The 20,625-nt window shown below is 40.1% G+C and carries 19 protein-coding genes and 1 pseudogene; 10 read left to right on the top strand and 10 right to left on the bottom strand.

Features of this window, described 5'->3' with window-relative positions; translation table 11 throughout:
- Positions 1-111: 111 nt before the first annotated feature.
- From Q7674_RS14090 to Q7674_RS14105, 4 genes are all read right to left on the bottom strand, one after another.
- Complete coding sequence (locus tag Q7674_RS14090; RefSeq protein ID WP_305424059.1) at positions 112-1,872, bottom strand: ABC transporter ATP-binding protein/permease; 1,761 nt, start codon at positions 1,870-1,872, stop codon at positions 112-114.
- Between the two features lie 334 nt (positions 1,873-2,206).
- Positions 2,207-3,232, bottom strand: a complete 1,026-nt coding sequence (locus Q7674_RS14095) for an IS110 family RNA-guided transposase (RefSeq protein ID WP_305424060.1) — start codon at positions 3,230-3,232, stop codon at positions 2,207-2,209.
- 123 nt (positions 3,233-3,355) lie between these two features.
- Positions 3,356-3,643, bottom strand: coding sequence for a hypothetical protein (locus tag Q7674_RS14100; protein WP_045062956.1), 288 nt, complete (start codon positions 3,641-3,643; stop codon positions 3,356-3,358).
- A 186-nt stretch (positions 3,644-3,829) separates the two neighbouring features.
- Positions 3,830-4,741: a LysR family transcriptional regulator gene (locus Q7674_RS14105; RefSeq protein ID WP_045062955.1), complete on the bottom strand. Its 912-nt coding sequence runs from the start codon at positions 4,739-4,741 to the stop codon at positions 3,830-3,832.
- Positions 4,742-5,009: 268 nt separating this feature from the next.
- On the opposite strand from Q7674_RS14105, the gene Q7674_RS14110 reads away from it, so the two are divergent.
- The 3 genes from Q7674_RS14110 to Q7674_RS14120 all read left to right on the top strand — a co-directional run bounded on the left by Q7674_RS14110 (position 5,010) and on the right by Q7674_RS14120 (position 8,083).
- Entirely contained in the window at positions 5,010-6,203 is a 1,194-nt protein-coding gene (locus tag Q7674_RS14110; RefSeq protein ID WP_045062954.1) for a glycine C-acetyltransferase, read from the top strand.
- Positions 6,204-6,348: 145 nt separating this feature from the next.
- Entirely contained in the window at positions 6,349-7,380 is a 1,032-nt protein-coding gene (gene tdh, locus Q7674_RS14115) for an L-threonine 3-dehydrogenase (RefSeq protein WP_008986940.1), read from the top strand.
- 211 nt (positions 7,381-7,591) lie between these two features.
- Complete coding sequence (locus Q7674_RS14120; protein ID WP_008986941.1) at positions 7,592-8,083, top strand: VF530 family protein; 492 nt, start codon at positions 7,592-7,594, stop codon at positions 8,081-8,083.
- Between the two features lie 121 nt (positions 8,084-8,204).
- On the opposite strand, the gene Q7674_RS14125 is transcribed toward Q7674_RS14120, so the two are convergent.
- Entirely contained in the window at positions 8,205-9,557 is a 1,353-nt protein-coding gene (locus Q7674_RS14125) for a phosphatidylserine decarboxylase family protein (protein WP_305424063.1), read from the bottom strand.
- A 284-nt stretch (positions 9,558-9,841) separates the two neighbouring features.
- Between Q7674_RS14125 and Q7674_RS14130 the strand changes: the two genes are divergently transcribed.
- The 3 genes from Q7674_RS14130 (at position 9,842) to Q7674_RS14140 (ending at position 13,068) form a co-directional block, all read left to right on the top strand.
- On the top strand, positions 9,842-11,437 hold the full coding sequence (locus tag Q7674_RS14130; RefSeq protein ID WP_045062952.1) for an ABC-F family ATPase: 1,596 nt from the start codon (positions 9,842-9,844) through the stop codon (positions 11,435-11,437).
- 130 nt (positions 11,438-11,567) lie between these two features.
- Positions 11,568-12,023: a YaiI/YqxD family protein gene (locus Q7674_RS14135; RefSeq protein ID WP_045062951.1), complete on the top strand. Its 456-nt coding sequence runs from the start codon at positions 11,568-11,570 to the stop codon at positions 12,021-12,023.
- A gap of 484 nt (positions 12,024-12,507) precedes the next feature.
- Positions 12,508-13,068 carry a hypothetical protein gene (locus Q7674_RS14140; protein WP_045062950.1) on the top strand — a complete coding sequence of 187 codons (561 nt, stop codon included), beginning with the start codon at positions 12,508-12,510 and terminating at the stop codon, positions 13,066-13,068.
- Between the two features lie 221 nt (positions 13,069-13,289).
- On the opposite strand, the pseudogene Q7674_RS21925 reads toward Q7674_RS14140, so the two are convergent.
- Together Q7674_RS21925 and Q7674_RS21930 are read right to left on the bottom strand one after the other, a co-directional pair.
- Positions 13,290-13,535: pseudogene (locus Q7674_RS21925) on the bottom strand (transposase); the annotation flags it as partial.
- Positions 13,536-13,565: 30 nt separating this feature from the next.
- Positions 13,566-13,727 carry a phage integrase N-terminal SAM-like domain-containing protein gene (locus Q7674_RS21930; protein WP_439788127.1) on the bottom strand — a complete coding sequence of 54 codons (162 nt, stop codon included), beginning with the start codon at positions 13,725-13,727 and terminating at the stop codon, positions 13,566-13,568.
- A gap of 183 nt (positions 13,728-13,910) precedes the next feature.
- On the opposite strand from Q7674_RS21930, the gene Q7674_RS14155 reads away from it, so the two are divergent.
- Both Q7674_RS14155 and Q7674_RS14160 read left to right on the top strand, forming a co-directional pair.
- Positions 13,911-14,315, top strand: coding sequence for a DUF1801 domain-containing protein (locus Q7674_RS14155; protein WP_045062949.1), 405 nt, complete (start codon positions 13,911-13,913; stop codon positions 14,313-14,315).
- A gap of 246 nt (positions 14,316-14,561) precedes the next feature.
- Positions 14,562-14,849, top strand: a complete 288-nt coding sequence (locus Q7674_RS14160) for a YkgJ family cysteine cluster protein (protein WP_045062948.1) — start codon at positions 14,562-14,564, stop codon at positions 14,847-14,849.
- Between the two features lie 122 nt (positions 14,850-14,971).
- On the opposite strand, the gene Q7674_RS14165 is transcribed toward Q7674_RS14160, so the two are convergent.
- From Q7674_RS14165 to Q7674_RS14175, 3 genes are all read right to left on the bottom strand, one after another.
- Positions 14,972-16,375 carry a sensor histidine kinase gene (locus Q7674_RS14165; RefSeq protein WP_045062947.1) on the bottom strand — a complete coding sequence of 468 codons (1,404 nt, stop codon included), beginning with the start codon at positions 16,373-16,375 and terminating at the stop codon, positions 14,972-14,974.
- A 2-nt stretch (positions 16,376-16,377) separates the two neighbouring features.
- On the bottom strand, positions 16,378-17,049 hold the full coding sequence (locus tag Q7674_RS14170) for a response regulator transcription factor (protein WP_045062946.1): 672 nt from the start codon (positions 17,047-17,049) through the stop codon (positions 16,378-16,380).
- Positions 17,050-17,121: 72 nt separating this feature from the next.
- Positions 17,122-18,738 carry a phosphoethanolamine transferase gene (locus Q7674_RS14175; protein WP_305424068.1) on the bottom strand — a complete coding sequence of 539 codons (1,617 nt, stop codon included), beginning with the start codon at positions 18,736-18,738 and terminating at the stop codon, positions 17,122-17,124.
- Positions 18,739-18,905: 167 nt separating this feature from the next.
- Between Q7674_RS14175 and Q7674_RS14180 the strand changes: the two genes are divergently transcribed.
- On the top strand, positions 18,906-19,280 hold the full coding sequence (locus Q7674_RS14180; RefSeq protein WP_045062963.1) for a type II toxin-antitoxin system RelE/ParE family toxin: 375 nt from the start codon (positions 18,906-18,908) through the stop codon (positions 19,278-19,280).
- Positions 19,281-19,417: 137 nt separating this feature from the next.
- On the top strand, positions 19,418-20,605 hold the full coding sequence (gene metC, locus Q7674_RS14185) for a cystathionine beta-lyase (RefSeq protein WP_045062945.1): 1,188 nt from the start codon (positions 19,418-19,420) through the stop codon (positions 20,603-20,605).
- Positions 20,606-20,625 lie beyond the last annotated feature (20 nt).

Here is a 20,625-nt window from a genome sequence, read left to right on the forward strand (position 1 = left end):
CAATGCACAGATGAATAACCAAAAAGTGTCTTAAATTGCTGTAAAAAAACAGCCGACGGAGTGTCGGCTATTTAAGTTATTACGAGTGAATATTGACTAATCAAGATAGTCTTATTCTAATTGCTTGAACTGAAGATGAACTAAGCGCTGGTAAAGTTCGCAGCTTTTAAGTAATGATTCATGATCGCCTTCATCAATAAGTTCTCCATCCTCTAATACAACGATTTTATCTGCGTGCTGTATTGTTGATAGTCGGTGAGCAATGATTAATGTAGTGCGATCTTTCATCAGTTCTTCAAGTGCTTGCTGTACACAGTGTTCGCTCTCACTATCTAGCGCACTGGTTGCTTCATCAAGTAAAAGAATTTTAGGGTTTTTAAGGATAGCCCGTGCAATCGCAATTCTTTGTTTCTGACCACCAGATAAACGCACGCCTCGCTCGCCTAAGAAACTATGATAACCATCAGGTAGTTTTTCAATAAACTCATGGGCATGGGCTTTTTTGGCGGCATCAATCACTGCTTCATCTGTTGCATCTGGGTTGCCGTAACGAATGTTATGGAACACATCATTACTGAATAATGCAGGTTGCTGCGGAACGAGTGCCATGTGTTGACGAAGTTCATGTGGAGCAAATTGGCGAATATCTTTATTACCAACTAAAACTTGGCCTTGTTGTGGATCGTAAAAACGTTGAAGTAATTCAAAAAGCGTTGTTTTACCAGCACCTGACGGTCCTACAAGAGCTAAAACTTTTCCTTGTTCAGCAACTAAGTTTAATTGATTGATAGCGGGATGATTTAAGCGAGAAGGGTAGTGAAAGCTCACATTGTTAAAACGAATGTCTGATGGGTGAGAACAGTCAATTGATTCGTGATAATCTGGCGAACAAATATCACTTTTTACTTGAAGGATTTCTATAAGTCTTTCCGTCGCGCCTGCTGCTCTTTGTAACTCACCAAGTACTTCTGAGATATTTGCCATTGAAGATGCAGCCATAATGGCATAAAAAACGAAAGCCCCTAAATCACCAGCTGACATTTCACCCTTTATCACATCACTGCCACCAACATATAGCATGCCTGCAATTGCGCTAAAAACGATGGCAATGACACCAGATATTAAAATAGCGCGTTGTTTTACACGTTGTCGGCCCACCTCATAGGCTTTTTCTACTTCATCCGCAAAAGCTTGCTTTTCATATTGCTCAGCACTAAAGCTTTGTACTGTTTTAATATGCTCAATGGCTTCTCCAGCATAGCTACCAATATCAGCCATAGTATCTTGGCTTTTTCTTGATAATGCGCGTACTCGTCGTCCGAAAAATAAAATAGGTATCAATATAAAAGGAACAGAAGCAAGAACGATAAATGTCAGTTTGAAGTTGGTTGCAAATAACATGATTATGGCGCCGAAACATAATAATGCACTGCGCATGTACATTGAAAATGAGGAGCCAATTATATTTTGTAATAAAGTGGTATCAGTCGTTAGTCGCGACATAATATCGCCACTACTGTTGGTTTCAAAGTAACTAGGGTGTAGTGAGATCACATGGTTAAATACGGCAAGGCGGATATCTGCGCTCACTCTCTCACCAACGGAAGAGACGAGATAAAAACGGAAATATGTGCCAACTGCAATACAGATAGTCACGCCAATAATAAATTGAATGGCATGGCCAAGGTCGGCCAGTGATTGTTGGGCAAAACCCTGATCAATCAAAATCCGAACCCCGTAACCAATTGAAAGTGTAAGACTTGCTGTGGTGAGAAGTGAAGCTAAAGCAGCAATGACACGCCACTTATAAGGTTTTATGTAGGTGTTAAGATTTAAAAGGATACTGAGCCTTTTGTTGTTATTCTTACTCATTGTGTGGGAAAGAAACCTCGTTATAAATCACTTAATACGCACTTTTCATATTGAAAGATCGTAATCTCTATTTATTAGTGTTTGAATCATGCTTTACATTTAATAAAATGTATGGTCCGCCCCGTTATTGCAACTACAATATTAGTAATAACGGAGTTGCGCTAATGTATTCGGAGTCAAAATTAGGCATATTAATGTCCTAGCTCCACGATGATATCCGCGCCAGATTATCCTTAAAAAAGCGAAAAGCATTTATTGCTGTTTTTATTATCAGGTTATTAATCTGGCCGATTTACCGTTAATGTCATCACTTGCATTGTCGTTGCAAACTCGGTTATGACTGCGATGCAGTCTTAAACGCTTGGCGGTGGTATAACACCGCCCAAGCTATTCTTGCTAATTTGTTAGCCAATGCGACAACAACCACATTGAATGGCTTACTGGCTCTTAAATCTACCAGCCATTGTCCGAAGACTTTACCCGTTGTCTCTAACCTTGATAATACAGCTCTTGCGCCATGAATGAATAATGTCCGGAGATGTTTATTTCCTCGTTTACTCACCCCAAGTAACTTTGTTTTACCTCCCGTAGAGTATTGTCGAGGCACTAACCCTAACCAAGCAGCCATATTCCTTCCATTTGAAAAGTTACTGGCGGCACTAACATCTGCCACACACAGGGTTGCTGTTAAATCACCGATGCCAGGCACAGTTTTTAATAACTTAGCCAATTCATGTTGCTCAGCTAGCTGTTTCAACTTCGTATCTTGTATTTTTATCTGCTCATTAAGATACAAATAATGTGCGTGAATTAAGCTTAATTCGTACATAAGACTTTGTGGAAGAGTTTGATATTTTTGGTCTGCTATCCACTGAAAAAGCATCTTCATTTTCGCATGTCCTGTAGGCAAGCTCAGTCCAAACTCTAACAATATCGCTCCGATACGAGACATACAGGCTGTTCGCTCCTTAATAAAACCATCACGGATACGATGAATGACAGCAATGACTTGTGCTTCTTCTGATTTAACAGCAACAAAGCGCATGGAAGGTCGACTTGCTGCTTCAGCGATAGCTGCAGCATCAATGAAGTCATTTTTATTGCCTTTCACATAAGGTTTTACATACTGAGGAGGAATGAGTTGAACTTGATGCCCAAAATCAGCACATTTACGGGCTAACCAATGTGCACCACCACATGCTTCAAATGCGATAGTGGTGGTTTCTAAATTTGCGAGAAACTTTAGAAGTTGGCTTCGATTATATTTCTTACGTAGCACCTCTTTACCTGCGTAATTGTGTGCGACAGCATGAAAGCAGTGTTTACCTAAATCGATACCTAAGATGTGGATAGTAGACATATGGTTCACCTCTTTGAAAGCCTACCCTAAGCCTAACGGCTTAGGATGAGGCGGACCATATAATTAAGCCACTTAGTTAGTGGCTTTTGAGCGATCATAAGAAAGGGTAATGTGAACTTATCATTAATGTAATTGAGTTGTATTGCCTTTTAAACTTTGTACGCCTTGATTTGCAACGATTGACTGCATTTTGTTAGCAAAATTCATCAACTCGACACTTACAGGTGAGCGAGCAATCAATTCTTCTCGGGCATTGGTAATTTCAATAGCGTGACCTGTTGTACCGTCTTCGTATGTTCCTGAAATAAAGTGAATCGAGGTATTAATTAAGATTGAGCGTCCGTACTCTTTTTCTACTAAATTAATCCAGTACATCAATTCATCGTGACTTTCGATAACTTTAGCATTCATTTGCTCTGTCCTTGATGTATATATGCATTTTCACCTATTGTGTGCATAAAAATGCTTTTATTTATAGTTACTTACTGAATATAGAGTATCAGCCATTTTACAAAATTAAGCGATCATAAGTTCTTCAAAACCCGATTCTAACGTTGAAAAGGAGAGATTGAGCAAATAACGCAATTGGTGGTGAAATTAAAGTGTCAAATTTAGGGTAAAAAAGTCGATCACAGCACGAATTCGAGCGGGCATAAATTTGGTTTGCGCATATTGAAGTGCTATATCTCCGTGGTAATTGCCGCGAATTGTCCAATCTGGCAGAACTTGCACGACATTTTCTGCAATCAAGTCATGTTTGATCACAAAGTCAGGAAACAGCCCAATGCCTAAATTATCTTTCACGCCTTTTAAACGCATTTGCGAGTGGTTAACAGCATAACGACCTGTCACAGCCACGGTGATTTGCTCTCCATCTTTATCAAAATCCCAAATATGATCCGTATTGGTTTCACCTAAATACAAACAGTCATGTTGCTTTAATTCACGAGGGTGAGTAGGCATACCACGCTTAGCGATATATTCAGGGCTGGCACACAAGGTTAAATTAGCTTTACCGATTTTCTTTAATACTAAACCTTCAGATGGGCGTTCGGTTAAACGGAACACGACATCAATACCATCAGCTATGATGTCGATATCTCCATCACACGCTTTTAGTTTTAAATTCACTTCTGGATATTGTGTTAAGAAAGGTTTAACCAAAGGTTGAAGCACGATACTCATAAAGGCTTTTGGTGCTGCAATGGTCACCGTACCGGATGGAATGGTGTGTTCTGAACTTGATATCTCTATCGCTTCTTTCGCGGCATCGATCATTTGGGTGCATTGCTTATAGATACGATTGCCTGACTCACTGATCACTAATTTGCGCGTGGTACGTTCCAGCAGCTTAACTGAGAGTGTTTTCTCTAGCCTTGCGATCTGCTTACTGAGTGCCGATGGGGTGACACCTAATTTGCGCGAAGCCGCAGTATAACTACCTTCATCGACGATCACGATAAAAGTCGCCAAGTCTGGCATTAGTGCGATGAGCTTATGTGTATCCATTTATTTGTGCCTACAGGTCAATAATCATTTTCCACCGCGGGGGATAATAGTTGTTTTTGGCATGGATTAGAATGGCAATATTAGCTTGTAGTTATCTGTATTGGATTTATTGCGAATTAAGCATAAAAAAGATCGGAAACTTGGCGTAGATACGATTTATGTTCGATGATTGTCGCTATGATGCATGTTTTTATCATGTGACGATAATGTTGGATTTAAGCGCGTAATCTACCAACATATTCAGAATAATAATACTGTGAGGGACATCATGACTTCTGCATTCTATACCCAAATCCAACAGCAACTTGAAGATGTGAAAAAAGAAGGATTGTACAAATCTGAGCGTGTGATCACGTCTGCGCAACAAGCATCAGTATCAATCCAATCGGGTGAAGAAGTCTTAAACTTTTGTGCCAATAACTACCTTGGTTTAGCGAACCATCCTGATCTTATCCAAGCTGCTAAAGATGGCATGGATGAACACGGTTTTGGTATGGCATCGGTACGTTTTATTTGTGGTACGCAAGATGCGCACAAAGAGCTAGAGCGTAAGTTATCTGATTTTCTTGGTATGGAAGACACGATCCTTTACACATCGTGTTTCGATGCTAACGCAGGTTTGTTTGAAACCATTCTTGATGCAGAAGATGCAATCATTTCAGATGCACTAAACCATGCTTCAATCATTGATGGCGTTCGACTATGTAAAGCGATGCGTTTCCGTTATGCCAACAACAACATGAGCGAACTTGAGCAACAATTAATTGCAGCGAAAGAAGCTGGTGCGCGTAATACGCTTATCGTAACTGATGGTGTGTTCTCAATGGACGGTGTAGTTGCAAACCTACCTGCAATTTGTGATTTGGCGGAAAAATACGGCGCATTGGTCATGGTGGATGATTCTCACGCAGTGGGCTTTATGGGCGCAAATGGTCGTGGTACGCACGAATACCATAATGTGATGGATCGTATCGACATCATCACAGGTACGCTAGGTAAAGCAATGGGTGGTGCATCAGGCGGTTACACGGCTGGTAAAAAAGAGGTGATTGACTGGTTACGTCAACGCTCTCGTCCGTACTTGTTCTCTAACTCAGTCGCACCTGCAATTGTGTCAGCATCGAATCGTGTTATCGATCTACTAGCAGAAAGCGGTGAGCTTCGTGATCGCCTATGGGAAAACTCTGCACACTTCCGTAAGCGTATGACAGAAGCTGGCTTTACAATGGCTGGTGCTGATCATGCGATCATTCCAATCATGCTAGGTGATGCAAAAGTTGCAGCAGAATTTGCTGAACGCGCGCTTGCTAAAGGTATTTACGTGATTGGCTTCTCTTTCCCTGTTGTACCAAAAGGTCAAGCACGTATTCGTACTCAAATGTCTGCGGCACATTCTCCAGAGCAACTTGATAAAGCCATCGATGCATTTATCGAAGTTGGTAAAGAGATGGGCATCATCTAATTAACTAGATTTACAGTCTTTCTCATTAAAAACAGACAAGGTTATATCGCTACCACTGCATGGGTGAACACAAAAATAACAAGTTGCAGTGGTAGTTAGGACGCTGAAAAGCATGTTATATCCAAAGAAATAAGCGAATTACATAATGAAAATTAAAGCTCTTTCTAAATTAAAGCCTGAACAAGGCATCTGGATGACTGAAGTAGACAAGCCTGAAATGGGGCATAACGATCTGCTTATTCGTATTAAGAAAACCGCGATTTGTGGTACTGACGTTCATATCTACAACTGGGACGAATGGTCACAAAAAACAATCCCTGTACCTATGGTTGTTGGTCATGAGTACGTAGGTGAAGTGGTTGATATGGGTCAGGAAGTGCGAGGCTTTAACGTCGGCGATCGCGTTTCTGGTGAAGGTCATATTACCTGTGGTCACTGTCGTAACTGTCGTGGTGGCCGTACTCACTTATGTCGTAACACTATCGGTGTTGGTGTAAACCGTGAAGGTGCATTTGCGGAATACCTTGTGATCCCTGCGTTTAATGCATTCAAAATTCCTGATGATATTTCAGATGACGTAGCGTCTATTTTCGACCCATTTGGTAATGCAGTGCACACAGCGCTTTCATTCGATTTAGTGGGTGAAGATGTATTGATCACAGGTGCTGGTCCAATCGGCATCATGGCTGCGGCTGTAGCAAAACACGTGGGTGCGCGTCACGTAGTGATCACAGATGTAAACGAATACCGCTTAGATCTTGCTCGTGAAATGGGCGTGACTCGTGCGGTTAACGTTTCAAAAGAAAACCTTACCGATGTAATGGCAGAGCTTGGTATGAAAGAAGGCTTTGATGTTGGTATGGAAATGTCGGGTAATCCGGCAGCCTTCAACAGCATGCTATCAAGCATGAACCACGGTGGTAAAATTGCACTGTTAGGTATTCCACCATCAGACATGGCAATTGATTGGAACCAAGTGATCTTCAAAGGTTTGATCATCAAGGGTATCTACGGTCGTGAAATGTTTGAAACTTGGTACAAGATGGCAACACTGATCCAATCAGGTTTAGATCTCACACCAATTATCACTCACCACTACAAGATCGATGACTTCCAACAGGGCTTTGATGTGATGCGCTCTGGTCAATCAGGTAAAGTGATCCTTGATTGGGAATAATCGAAGAATTATTTCAGTCAAATAATTAGAAAATAAGCTGCATGCGCAATGTGTGCAGCTTACATTGAGCATCAAATACGCGTTACCTTTTAGCATAAAAGCAACCCTACGCAAGAACCTTTCAGTACCTCCATCCTTTAATTTGTTTATACCTCTAGCATTAAAGCCTTTATACTAATGAGATACATGTAAATCTCCGTTAGGAATACTAATGCAAGAACAACAACAGAATGCTCAACCTGCTAAGAAAGAAAAAGAATTAACCCTAGAGCAACGACTATTACAGAACAACCCACTTCATGGTTTAAGCCTAGAGAAAATGCTAACTGAGCTTGTTGAACACTATGGTTGGGAGATCTTAGACACGGCAATGCGCTTTAACTGCTTCAATACCAAACCATCGATTGCCAGCAGTGTGAAATACCTGAAAAAAACACAGTGGGCGAGAGAGAAATTAGAGGCATTCTACCTTTCTCGTTTCAAACGCATGCCGCGACCAACAGCAGCAGAACGTGAAATTCCGCCTCGTATGCGTACTTTTGCTGATGGTATTGTGCCACGTGAACCAATGGAATTAACCGTTGATTCTATTCTAGCTTCTCAAGCAAAAGCGGCATCAGCATATAAAGAGCGTGCATCTCGAGGTCGCAGTAATAGCCGTGGTGGTAATCAACGTAGTGGTAGCCGTCCACCACGTCGATAATCGACGTATAAAATATTAGATCTGTTTAAATAAAGAAAACGCCTTATTACTTTGATAATAAAATCAGTAATAAGGCGTTTTTGTATTTATTAGCAACGCTTAAAACAAATGACTGTTTAAATTAATCGTTAGTTAATACGGTTGCTATACGAGAACAAACCGGAATATTGGTTGCATCTAAGCCAGGTTCAGTGTTGTGGAAATCAAAGGCCAATTTCACATCAGGGCCAAATACAAGACAGTGAGTTGAACCACCAAAGTGGAACATACCTAATTCATCACCTTTATTGAGATGTTGACCTTCTTTGACCGTGATTTCGCACGATGATACTTCAGCCATACCCACAGCGATAAAGCACATTAAACCAATGTTAGGATTATCAGATTCAATAAAGATAATCGCACGTGTTGCCACAGCAGTTAAAAATGGCTGTGAGTTGTTTGGTGCACTGTCATCGGCACCATCAGGATTACCAAAGCCTTGGTACTGGTTACCCAAGTAGTAAGAGCCATTCACAATGTAGGCTTTTTTCACTGTACCGCTAACTGGGCTATTCCAGCGGTGGTAGCTCAATGCACTTAAGAATGCTTGATAGACTGTACCACCAACAAATTGCTTCGCGAGTGGATCAAAGTCCATCATATTTTGTAGTGAATAAGGTTGACCTTTCAGCCAGAATTCTGCGCTTTCTGCTACATTTTCAACCACCTGAAGTGGGGCAGATTCACACGCATTGGCAACAATATTGTCGCCTTCAGCAATGGGACGAACACCTTTTACGAATTCACGAGTGAAAAAGTCATCCCAAGATTTAAAGCCATAATACTTATCACTAGGATCACATTGGAAAAAGTGCTCAAACGGCAATGCTTTTAATGCAGGATCGGAGGTTGCTTGGCAAGCGACCCCCACCATTTCACGTTGCGCAGTAGGATTTAACCAGCCCAATACTTTAGGCGTACGGTTTAAATCATCGGTAACTAGGACATAACGAGAATCTTGGCTTTCCAAGAATGTTGACCAGTAAGTGAGGATCTTCTTAATTTGTTGGTTAACTAACGCATTAGAAAAGAAGGTATAACAAGCAGGAGTCGCCATTGGCCAATCGAGTAGGGCATTAATCGGAAAACCAATTAAACCGCATGGGTTAAGTTCACCGGTTTGCGGATCAGTGTACTCAGTACATTCAGGTGCTTGAGTCATGATCGCGTTTAGCAGCACAATAAATTCATCAAACGATAGCACTTCAGGTGTGCCTAATGGGGTGAACTCTTTTTGGTTGCCAGCGTAGCTAAACATTCGCTCTGCAAGCTCTTTGAGTGTTTCATCGTTATCAACCAGATCTTTAAAATCTTGTACAGGTTTAACAAGATCAGTTGGATTTTGAGTGGCGTGTGCTTTCAAATGCTGAATCCAAGCATTTACATGTGCTTTGCTTTTTGGAAGCCAATTGCCGAAAGAATGCATATCCATAATTACTCTTTATTTATTCATCAATGTGATGCCATTGACTATACGCTTCGGCTTGAGTTAATAATCATACAAATATTTGAAATCAAATTGCATTAATCCACACTCTGATTTTTTGAACCTAACGGAAGCAATTTGTTAACCTGAAACTGGTTACAATTTAGTTAGTAATTAGAGGTGATGTAAGTCACGGAATCTGATATACTCCGCGCCAATTTAGAGAAAAGTCGCTTGTAGTAAGCGGCTTTTTTAATGCTTGATATATACATCAAAATTGGAACAGTACATTGATTTCAACAGCTAACATCACAATGCAATTTGGCGACAAGCCATTGTTTGAAAACATCTCAGTTAAATTCGGTGAAGGTAACCGTTACGGTCTTATCGGCGCGAATGGCTGTGGTAAGTCGACATTCATGAAAATTCTGGGTGGCGAATTAGAACAGTCTGCAGGTACTGTTTCAACAGATCCTAACGAGCGCATGGCGAAACTAGGTCAGGATCAGTTCGCATTTGAAGAGTACACAGTTGTCGATACCGTTATTATGGGTCACAAAGAACTGTGGAAAGTAAAAGAAGAGCGTGACCGCATCTACGCTATGCCAGAAATGTCTGAAGAAGACGGCATGCGTGTTGCTGATCTAGAAGTAGAATTTGCAGAAATGGACGGCTACTCAGCAGAAGCACGTGCAGGTGAATTACTACTAGGTCTTGGTATTCCTGAAGAGCAACACTTCGGTCTAATGAGCGCTGTTGCACCGGGTCTTAAAGTACGTGTTCTTCTTGCACAGGTACTGTTCGCTGATCCAGACATCATGCTACTTGACGAACCGACGAACAACTTGGACATTCATACTATTGCATGGCTTGAGCAAGTTCTACTTGAGCGCAACTGTACAATGATCATCATCTCTCACGACCGCCACTTCCTAAACAGCGTATGTACTCACATGGCTGATTTAGACTACGGTGAGCTTCGTCTATTCCCAGGTAACTACGACGAATACATGATGGCGGCAGAAGCTGCGCGTGAGCGTCTACTTGCAGACAATGCGAAGAAGAAAGCACAAATGGCTGAACTACAAACGTTCGTAAGCCGCTTCTCTGCAAACGCATCAAAAGCAAAACAAGCGACGTCTCGTCAGAAGCAACTTGATAAGATCCAGCTAGAAGAAGTGAAAGCATCTAGCCGTCAATCTCCATTCATTCGTTTCGATCAGGAAAAAGAACTGTTCCGTAACGCACTTGAAGTGGAAGGTCTGAAACAAGGTTACGGTGAAAACATCCTAATCAACGGTGTTAACCTGCTTGTTGAAGTGGGTGAGCGCATTGCGATCATCGGTGAGAACGGTATCGGTAAATCAACATTCCTAAACACCCTTGCAGGTGCAATGGAGCCGATGGCGGGTATGGTTAAGTGGTCTGAAAACAATAACATTGGTTTCTACGCGCAGGATCACAGCGCTGATTTCGAAGAAGACATGACACTACTAGACTGGATGGGTCAGTGGAAAAAAGAAGGTGACGACGAGCAAGTAGTTCGCGGTATCTTAGGTCGTATGTTGTTCTCTCAAAACGACATTAAGAAGTCTGTAAAAGTGATTTCTGGTGGTGAGCAAGGTCGTATGCTGTTTGGTAAACTAATCATGCAACGTCCTAACATCCTACTAATGGATGAGCCAACTAACCACATGGATATGGAATCTATCGAATCACTTAACCTTGCACTAGAAAACTTCAAGGGTACATTGATGTTCGTATCTCACGACCGTCAGTTTGTATCTTCGATTGCAACACGTATTATCGAAATCACCAAAGACGGTGTTGAAGATTTCCGTGGTACTTACGACGAGTACATTGCGAAGAAAGGTCTAGTGGGCTAAGGTCGTTGATTCAACGAGCTAACGCTTAAAAGATAATGAAAAGCCGCCTTCAGATAGGGCGGCTTTTTTACAGACAATGCCGAGCTAAACAGCCAGTAATAAATTAGGCTAATAGCAATAAGGAAATACGATGAAAATTTGGGTTGATGCTGATGCTTGCCCTAACGTGGTAAAAGAAATCCTATTTCGTGCCGCAGACAGAACCAAAGTAAACGTCACGCTGGTGGCAAACCAATATATCCGAGTACCACCATCACCGTTTATTCGCTCGACACAAGTAGAGCAAGGCTTTGATGTGGCAGATAACTACATCGTGCAGCAAGCCGAAGCAGGGGATTTAATCATTACTGCCGATATTCCACTGGCTGATGAAGTGATCACCAAAGGTGCACATGCTTTAAACCCTCGTGGCGAAATGTACACCAAAGACACCATTAAGCAGCGTTTACAAATGCGTGACTTCATGGAAACCATGCGCAGCAGTGGGGTACAAACAGGTGGTCCTGCACCACTTAGCCAAGCGGATCGCCAAAATTTTGCTAATAAATTAGATGCGTTTTTAGCTAAGAATCACAAGCCACAATAATTCCTAAATATGGAGATGAACGCTGTTTTGTCTCCATTTTTCTTATCTCTATTTCTTTTCTTTAAGTGCTTCCGTTATTCCTTTTCAATTTAGGCGAAATGCTTTTGTTTGCTGGCAATGAAGTTGACTGTGTATTTATCCAGTTATAATGAAAAGCGTAATTTTTGCCGATTAAGCTTCGTTTTTAATCAGAAAATTTTCTTAAGTATCTCAACAGGTGTTTTTAACGTATTGATATTAAATAGCCAATTTTGTTATTTGTGTATTTAATCCGACGAACGAAATACCATTCTTACTTTTACCAAAGAAAACATATCGATTGGATGTGATTTTTTGCGACTAAAACTATGAAACGTAGTGCTTTTATTTAGTAAAATATTGAATATTTACAGTATTAATAAAGCGTAAAAGTAAGAATGCTTATTAATATACTGTTATATTTCAAATCAAAGTTCGGTGCATATAAGGAAGTGGTACACAGACAATGAGGTATTTTAAAACCCCAGAATTTCTTTTCGAAGTATTTGGTGAAAAACAATCAATTTTAGAGGTTTGCTGTACGATTTTATTTGCCTTACTTGGAAGTTCGATTATATATTCAGTTGCAGATATAAGCCTAGATAATTGGAAATCAATCATAGCTTTTCTATTAATCGGTGATGTGTTGGCTGGCTGCATTGCTAATTTTAGCTATGGAACTAATGAATTTTACTCTCAGCGACCTAAAAATCGCCTTATATTTATCGCAATTCATGTTCATATTTTAGCTATTGCATGGTTGCTTTCTGAGCCGATTGGTAGTGCAATAATTATTTGGTGCTACACTATCGTGTCAGCATTTATAGTCAATGCTCTAAAGGGGCAGTCAATTCAATCATTTGTTGCTGCTAATTTAATGTGCTATGGCATCTTTTTATTAATTTACTTGTCACTTCCACTTTGGTTTCTAATGGTTAGTGTGTTTTTCATGATTAAGGTATTGTTTAGTTTTGCTGTTGACCATTTTGGAAAGCTGGCTATTCGTTCAGAAGAAACTGAAATATAACAAATAAGGATATGTGTCGCGAAGCCGACACCTATCCGAAGTGTTGGACAAGCCCAAGCCGCCTTATATAAGGAAATATTGGAAATAGCATGAAGGGGGATAACAAAATGCAGTCGAGCGTTATCCTTGGTGTGAACCAATAACTTTAACACTCTGATTTATAATAAAATCCTCGTTAGTTCTGCAGCGTGAAAGCCATTATCGTTATTATTGAACGTCGGTTATTTGGGTCGAAATATTCCCGTTAATTGCATGACATGTTGGCAGCAGGGGCAAAAGGTTTGGGCTTTTATACGTACCGTTTTATTCGGTGAGGGCACCGTTAGTTGCCCGGCTAACATGAACATAAATTGGATAGCTTGGAGCTACTTCTTTTAATGGCCTCGTAGCAAACCATAATCACGTACTCGTCGAAATCCTTTCGGTAATACATGCTGCAATATCCATCTCCAATCACGCTGAAGCACATACTAAAGAAAAACTGTAAGCCATTGCGATCAATTTTCACGGTATTTCCATGAATGTCTTTTGATCCGTTCTGTAAAATACCGTTTCAGATCGTCGTTAGTTAAGGTGTCAGGCAATTTATCCAGTTGATGAGTAATGCGACGTAGTACACGACTATAAGCATCAATCGTAGCGGAACGTTTACCTTGCAAGGTGAGATGGGTAAGGTGTTGTTCATAACGATAATCTGAACGGAGTTGCTGTGATTTATTTGTGATAAATGCTCCTTTTGAGAGGTGTATTTACCGTAGTTGAGGTTATGTTTTTTACTCTGCTGCGCAGCGGCTTCGTTCAACAAACTATTCAAGAGGGCGTTATGTGAATAGGAGATTCCAATGAACAAGGTAGTCAAAGATCGCTTCGATGAATACCCAGAAAATGCTCGTGTAAGGTTAGCAGAGCTACGAAATCTAGTCTTTCAAATAGCATCTGAGTTGGAACTTGGTGAAGTCGAAGAAACTCTAAAATGGGGTGAACCAAGCTACAATGTAAAAACAGGCAGTCCACTAAGAATGGACTGGAAACTCAAGTCTCCTAACAACTATTACCTTTTCTTTAATTGCCAAACCAAGCTCGTCGATACATTCCGGGAATTGTATGGTGAAGAACTGGTGTTTCAGGGAAATAGAGCAATAGTTCTGTCCTTATCGGAACCGATACCAGAAAGAGTGATTAAGTCCTGTTTAGAGTTGGCTTTAACCTATCAGCAGCGTAAAAACTTACCTCTTTTAGGTGCGTAATAAATCCACATAAAAAATAAGGATATGTGTCGCGTAGCCGATACCTATCCGAAGTGTTGGACAAGCCCAAGCGGTAAATATCCCGAATATCATGGGGTCAGCTGACTACATGGCAAAGCCATACTTTTAAACATATCCTTTGCTAGGTAAGTGCAACATAGCTTAAAAATAAGTTATCTCAGAAATAAGGGTCGTTCATACGTAAATTACGGTATTATGTGCAATTGACACAAACTGTAGCTACTTATGAACATTCCTATTACCACTGTCTCCCCAAAAGTATCATGCTCAAACTGTCAGGCATGTTGTTGTCGTCTTGAAGTGATGATTATTTCTGACACTGGCGTACCAGAAAAATTTATCAAGCGTGATCAGTATGGTGGCGAAACTATGAATCGACTGAGTGATGGCTGGTGCGCAGCATTAGATAGAGACAGCTTAATGTGCACAATTTATGAAAATCGCCCTTGGATCTGTCGTGAGTTTGAAATGACTTCAGATGAATGCATAGATGAGCGAGATAAATTTTTATAAATCTGTATGTGATTTTAATTTGCCTGAGAGCTGGCAGCCAAAAGCCCATATTCTGATGAATATAAAAAGCAGTAATGAATAATCTTCATTGCTGCTTTTTTGTTTTCAGCTCGGTGCTGGTTTTATTCGCGACAATTCTTTTTTGGAACTCGTACCAACACTTGAAACTCTCCATTTGCTAACTGGCTAATTGATAGCTCGTATTCGTTGATTTTGCAGATGTTATCAACGATAGATAATCCTAAACCATAGCGATCGTTATTGGAGCGAGAATCATCATGTTGAAATAGTGGTTGCACCAGTTTATTAACTTCCGTCTCAGAGTAATTAATAGGAGATGTGTTAGTGATAGCGAACACCACATTTTTAGCATCATCATTAATCGCAATATTAATGGCTGAACTTGGCACACTGTAAAACAGTGCGTTATCTAATAAGTTGGTGATAATGGTTTTTAAACAAAACTCATCAGCAATAATAGGCTGCTGAAGTGTGTTATTTAAAACTACACGTTGTTTAATATCGTCATATTTAAAGTTTAAATCGTGAATCACACTACTTAATAAGGTTGTGATTTCAATCGGCTCTTTATAAATAGAAAGCGAATGAGAAGTGCGTTGTAGCAATAATAGGTTTTCTACAATGACTTTCATTCGGTTCGATATTTGGAGAATGTCCGAGGTAAAGGTTTTGGCTAAACGTTCATCATCAGGAAAGCGTTGATGCACTTCGGTAAGGGTGATGATTTCAGCAATAGGCGTTTTAATTTCATGGGCGATATCAGAGGTGATCCGTTTTTCGTTATCGACCATTTTGCGGTTAGTTTCGAGAAAGTTATTTAGCTCGTTGCGGATCAAATCTACTTCAATATAAGAGGGAGTATTTTCTTCAAACGTAAAGCTATGGTTTTGACGTTGTTGTTTTTGATAGTTAAACAGCTTTATTTGATCGTTTAAGTTAACGAGTGGATTGAGCCCTTTATTAACAATGGCTCTTGCGACAACTCGCATAATGATCATTGAGAGTAAGAAACTACCAATCAGCAAAATATCAAGAATGCCCGTTACCTTATTAAGCCCTGTCGTGGATGCATAAATGGTTAAATAAATAGGGGTTGGCTTTTGATCTTTGGGTTTTGCTAAATATGAATATAAGAACGCCTTGCCGACTTCTCGGTTAGGTAACGTTATATCGACAATTTGATAGCTATTTAGCGGTAACTTCTTATGTAGCAAATTGATATTGGGATAATCGCTAAGGGAAGCGGAGCGATAAATAACGTCATCATTTTTCCAGATCTGGTAATAAGCATAATCTTTATCACTACTAATGGCATCAGCAAAGGCTTGTATATTGGTGATGGTTTTAAATTGTCCTGCTTGCTCTTGGATCTCTAATTCAAATTGCTCTTGTACCCAATTATCGACACTGACATCGACAAAGGTAAATACAATAATAATAAAGAAGCCAAATACCGCACTGATGGCGTTAATAAGGTTCTTTTTAATTGAACGGACTTGCGTCATGTTTAATTCTCGATGTAGTAACCAAAACCACGTTTGTTTTTAATCGGCAGTACAGCATCAATTTTTTTCGCTTTTTTGCGCATGGTGGAGATATGCACTTCGATAGTATTCTTCGCAATATAATCAAAGTTATTCGCAATATTATCGCTGATCATGCTAGTGGTGAGGATTTGACCTCGATGAGTAAATAAGTAATCGACAATCTTGAACTCATTAGGGGTAAGCTCTAAATCATGGCTACCGTAGAAAAGGGTTTTCTTGCTCGGATCTAAGATAAAACCATCAATTTCAATGGTATTGGTAACATTGATTGCTTGGCAGCGACGAGAAATAGCCAGTACACGAGCATGGAGTTCATCAAAGGAAAAGGGCTTGGTAACGTAGTCGTCAGCACCTTGCAGTAAGCCATCAATGCGATTTTGGCTATGTGTTTTGGCGGAAAGGATGATAATGCGAGTTTCAATGCCTGTTTGACGAAGTTTATTTAAGATCGTCATACCATCAACGCCCGGTAACATCAGATCTAAAATAATAATGTCGTAATCATTATTTAACGCTAGGCTGAGCCCTTCATCACCATTTTCAGCTTCATCGGTAGTAAAGCCTAGATTATTAAAACCTACTGCTAAGCTGCGACGTAATGCCGATGAATCTTCGATAATTAATATCTTCATGGAGAGCTCAAAAAAATGTATACCTATAAGAGATTATAAGTATACATTAATTTCGATTGTTAATTCAGGTGTTTATGCTGCAACTTGACAGCTTGTCGTGATGTCCAACTTAGGATTGATCACTTTTGATTTCACACCGTACAAGCTGAGTAGGCTAGGGAATAGGTTATCCTGTGATAGCCCTGCTTGATTTTCTTTCTTCTCTAAACACGCTTTGTTGATCCCTTTTGCTTGAGCGTATTGGTTAGGTAACCATAATAACCAAGGTACGTGTTTTTGCTCTTTAGGTGCGATTGAGAAAGGGGCTCCATGAAGGTAGAAACCGTTCTCGCCTAGTGATTCACCGTGATCTGACATATATAACAAGGCAACGTTATATTTATCTTCTTTGGCTTTCAGCATTTTGATCATTTGCTCTGTTACGTAGTCGGTGTACAGAATGGTGTTGTCGTACACGTTTTTAATTTCTTGATCGCTACAGTTTTCAATGTCACTACGATTACAAGACGGTTTAAACTTGTCGAATGAAGCAGGGTAGCGTTTGAAATACGTTGGACCATGGCTGCCAATTAAATGCAGTACTAATAGCTTATTCTTATCGTCTTTGTTTATGAAGGCTTGGGCTTTATCTAACATCACACCGTCGTAGCAGCTAGTGCCATTACAGAACTGGTTATGCTGTGATGGATCTGTCGCTTCATAATTGACCCGATCGGCAACACCTTTTGAGCCGCCATCGTTATCAAGCCATAGCACTTCAGCACCCGCACGGTGGATAATATCAACCGCATTATCTTGTGAGTAAGCACGATCTTGATTGTAATGTGCTCGCGTTAAATTCGAGAACATACAAGGCACTGAAAGCGCAGTGTAAGTACCACAAGATTCAACGTTTCTAAACGATATTATCCCTTCATTTTTTGTGTATGGATTAGTGTCACGCTTATAACCGTTATAAGCGTAGTTATAGGTACGTGCTGTTTCACCTAACAGCATTACAAACAACGTCGGTTTATGATTTTCTGTTGGTTTTAGTTTGGCATCTAACCCTTGTTGTTTAAACGGTAGTGGCTTGTAGATAAACTTTTTATATAGATATTTACCACCAGCATACACATGACCGGGAATGATCATACGGTTTAAGAAATGGTTATTTCGACCAACTGCTGCATAGGTTTTAAATGTGGTTAAACCGACCAGTAAAATGGCTGTACAAGCGATACCTAGTAACGCGATACGTGCAACAATGGCTTTAATAAAGGATTCACGCTTGGTGATTTTGACCATGGCAATCCAAATACTTGGCACGATACCAAAGAAAATCACATACATGATGGAAGTGGTATTGAGGTAAGAAAATGCTTCATCTGAATTGGTTTCAAAAATGCTTTCAATTACCGCATTGTTAAACAGAGTGTGGTAGTTCACTTCTGCATATAACGCCATAGATGAGGTAATGGTTAAGAAAATTACCATTAACTTAAACAGATAAGGCCAGCACAGCAGAGTAAAGATAATGATGAAAGCTGCCATCAACACTATCGGTGCGGTGTAAGGGAATAACACATTAGATACTGAATGGCTTAAATCGAAAATTTTAGCCAAGATTGGGTAGTTAAAGCATAGGGTGAAGTAGACTGACATCACCAAGATGAAAGTGGTCATCTTAATTTGAAAAATTTGACGCATTGCTGGCTCTTCTGAATTAGCGAATAGCCATATCATCGACTTTGTAACTTAAGGCTTACTTAAGATTGTGAATAATATTGTTATTACTGGAAGAAATATTAAACCCTCTATTCAACAAAACTGGGTATAGTTGCTCTCGTATTATTAAAGAAAAAAGCTGTATGCCTATGAATATCTATATTGTTGAACAAACTTCATTGACCACGCCTCTTTATGACTTTTTAGATAGTATTTCTGACAAGTTACGCTTGGCTATTTTTAATAAATTCACCTCATATCAAACTCACGGCGATGTATATCACTGTAAACATTTGAAGATGCTTAATGCCAGAATTTGGAAATACAAAGGGGCGATTTTTAAACTGCGTGTTGATAGCGGAAAAGAATCAGCAAGAGTGCTTTTTATTAAGCACGATAATGATCTTGTGATCTTACATGCCTTTTTAAAATCTACCCGAAAAACGCCAAAGAAAGATGCTCATCAAGCTATTGCTGTTCTTCAGCAAATAGATGAATTAAAGAAAGTGGTTTGGTCGATTTAAGTTGTTTCTTTGTGAAAAAATTCTCTTTATTTCGTGCTTAGTGGTAACTCAAGACTATGATAATCATCTAGTTTGTTGTGGTTATTCATGTTATACAAGAGTCAGATTAGATAAACGAGTAAAGGGATCACGTAGTTATGTCTAGTAAGAAAATTGATACCGCATTGGTGAGTGCAGGACGAAAGAAAAAATATACTCACGGTGCGGTGAACAGTGTTATTCAACGTGCATCATCATTGGTTTTCGATACGCTTGCAGATAAAAAACATGCTATTAAGAACCGTGCGAAAGGGGAATTGTTTTATGGTCGTCGTGGCACGTTAACTCACTTCGCGCTTCAAGATGCAATGGTTGAGCTAGAAGGCGGTGCTGGTTGTTATTTATACCCATGTGGTGCGGCGGCAGTATCTAACAGTATTTTAGCCTTTGTTGCATCGGGCGATCATGTTTTGATGACAGGTGCAGCTTACGAGCCAACCCAAGAGTTCTGTAATGTGGTACTAAAAGGGTTAGGTGTCAGCACTACTTATTACGATCCTCTGATTGGTGAGAGAATTGCCGATCTTGTGCAGCCTAATACAAAAGTGGTTTTTCTTGAATCACCAAGCTCTATAACGATGGAAGTGCAAGACATTCCTGCGATTGTAAAAGCGGTACGTGCGGTGAATCCTGATGCGGTGATCATTATGGATAACACATGGGCTGCTGGCGTGTTATTTAAAGCGCTCGATCACGGTGTTGATATTTCTGTTCAAGCAGGTACGAAATACATTGTAGGTCATTCAGATGCAATGATTGGTACGGCGGTAAGTAATGAACGCTGCTGGGATCAACTACGTGAACGTTCATATTTAATGGGGCAAATGGTGGATGCGGATACTGCGTATGTGGCAGCTCGTGGTTTGCGTACTATGGGGGTTCGCTTAAAACAGCATCATGAAAGTAGTATTAAAATCGCCCAATGGTTAGCAGAACGCCCAGAAGTGGCACAAGTTAATCACCCAGCACTACCAAGCTGTAAAGGACATGAATTCTTTGTTCGTGATTTTGCTGGTAGTTGTGGCTTGTTCTCATTTGTCTTAAATAAACGTTTATCATCAGAAGAAATAGCAAATTTCCTCGATCATTTTGAATATTTCAGCATGGCGTATTCATGGGGCGGTTATGAGTCATTGATCTTGGCAAACCAACCTGAAGAGCTAAATCGTATTCGTCCTGCTGGTAAAGTCGATTTTGACGGCACGCTTATTCGTGTTCACATTGGTTTAGAAGATTGTGATGATTTAATTGAAGATCTTGCCAATGGATTTAGCCGTATCGGGTAATAGATGATCTTCATCGATCC

It is taken from the genome of Photobacterium leiognathi (assembly GCF_030685535.1).
GTDB classification, from domain to species: domain Bacteria; phylum Pseudomonadota; class Gammaproteobacteria; order Enterobacterales; family Vibrionaceae; genus Photobacterium; species Photobacterium leiognathi.

What these genes read in the sequence shown, in the direction of transcription:
- Q7674_RS14125 (WP_305424063.1), bottom strand. Translation starts at nt 9,557, where the DNA reads ATGGATATGCATTCTTTCGGCAATTGGCTTCCAAAAAGCAAAGCACAT.
- Q7674_RS14135 (WP_045062951.1), top strand. Translation starts at nt 11,568, where the DNA reads ATGAAAATTTGGGTTGATGCTGATGCTTGCCCTAACGTGGTAAAAGAA.
- Q7674_RS14105 (WP_045062955.1), bottom strand. Translation starts at nt 4,741, where the DNA reads ATGGATACACATAAGCTCATCGCACTAATGCCAGACTTGGCGACTTTT.
- Q7674_RS14100 (WP_045062956.1), bottom strand. Translation starts at nt 3,643, where the DNA reads ATGAATGCTAAAGTTATCGAAAGTCACGATGAATTGATGTACTGGATT.
- metC (WP_045062945.1), top strand. Translation starts at nt 19,418, where the DNA reads ATGTCTAGTAAGAAAATTGATACCGCATTGGTGAGTGCAGGACGAAAG.
- Q7674_RS14175 (WP_305424068.1), bottom strand. Translation starts at nt 18,738, where the DNA reads ATGCGTCAAATTTTTCAAATTAAGATGACCACTTTCATCTTGGTGATG.
- Q7674_RS14170 (WP_045062946.1), bottom strand. Translation starts at nt 17,049, where the DNA reads ATGAAGATATTAATTATCGAAGATTCATCGGCATTACGTCGCAGCTTA.
- Q7674_RS14140 (WP_045062950.1), top strand. Translation starts at nt 12,508, where the DNA reads ATGAGGTATTTTAAAACCCCAGAATTTCTTTTCGAAGTATTTGGTGAA.
- tdh (WP_008986940.1), top strand. Translation starts at nt 6,349, where the DNA reads ATGAAAATTAAAGCTCTTTCTAAATTAAAGCCTGAACAAGGCATCTGG.
- Q7674_RS14160 (WP_045062948.1), top strand. Translation starts at nt 14,562, where the DNA reads ATGAACATTCCTATTACCACTGTCTCCCCAAAAGTATCATGCTCAAAC.
- Q7674_RS14120 (WP_008986941.1), top strand. Translation starts at nt 7,592, where the DNA reads ATGCAAGAACAACAACAGAATGCTCAACCTGCTAAGAAAGAAAAAGAA.
- Q7674_RS14095 (WP_305424060.1), bottom strand. Translation starts at nt 3,232, where the DNA reads ATGTCTACTATCCACATCTTAGGTATCGATTTAGGTAAACACTGCTTT.
- Q7674_RS14180 (WP_045062963.1), top strand. Translation starts at nt 18,906, where the DNA reads ATGAATATCTATATTGTTGAACAAACTTCATTGACCACGCCTCTTTAT.
- Q7674_RS14110 (WP_045062954.1), top strand. Translation starts at nt 5,010, where the DNA reads ATGACTTCTGCATTCTATACCCAAATCCAACAGCAACTTGAAGATGTG.
- Q7674_RS14090 (WP_305424059.1), bottom strand. Translation starts at nt 1,872, where the DNA reads ATGAGTAAGAATAACAACAAAAGGCTCAGTATCCTTTTAAATCTTAAC.
- Q7674_RS14165 (WP_045062947.1), bottom strand. Translation starts at nt 16,375, where the DNA reads ATGACGCAAGTCCGTTCAATTAAAAAGAACCTTATTAACGCCATCAGT.
- Q7674_RS14155 (WP_045062949.1), top strand. Translation starts at nt 13,911, where the DNA reads ATGAACAAGGTAGTCAAAGATCGCTTCGATGAATACCCAGAAAATGCT.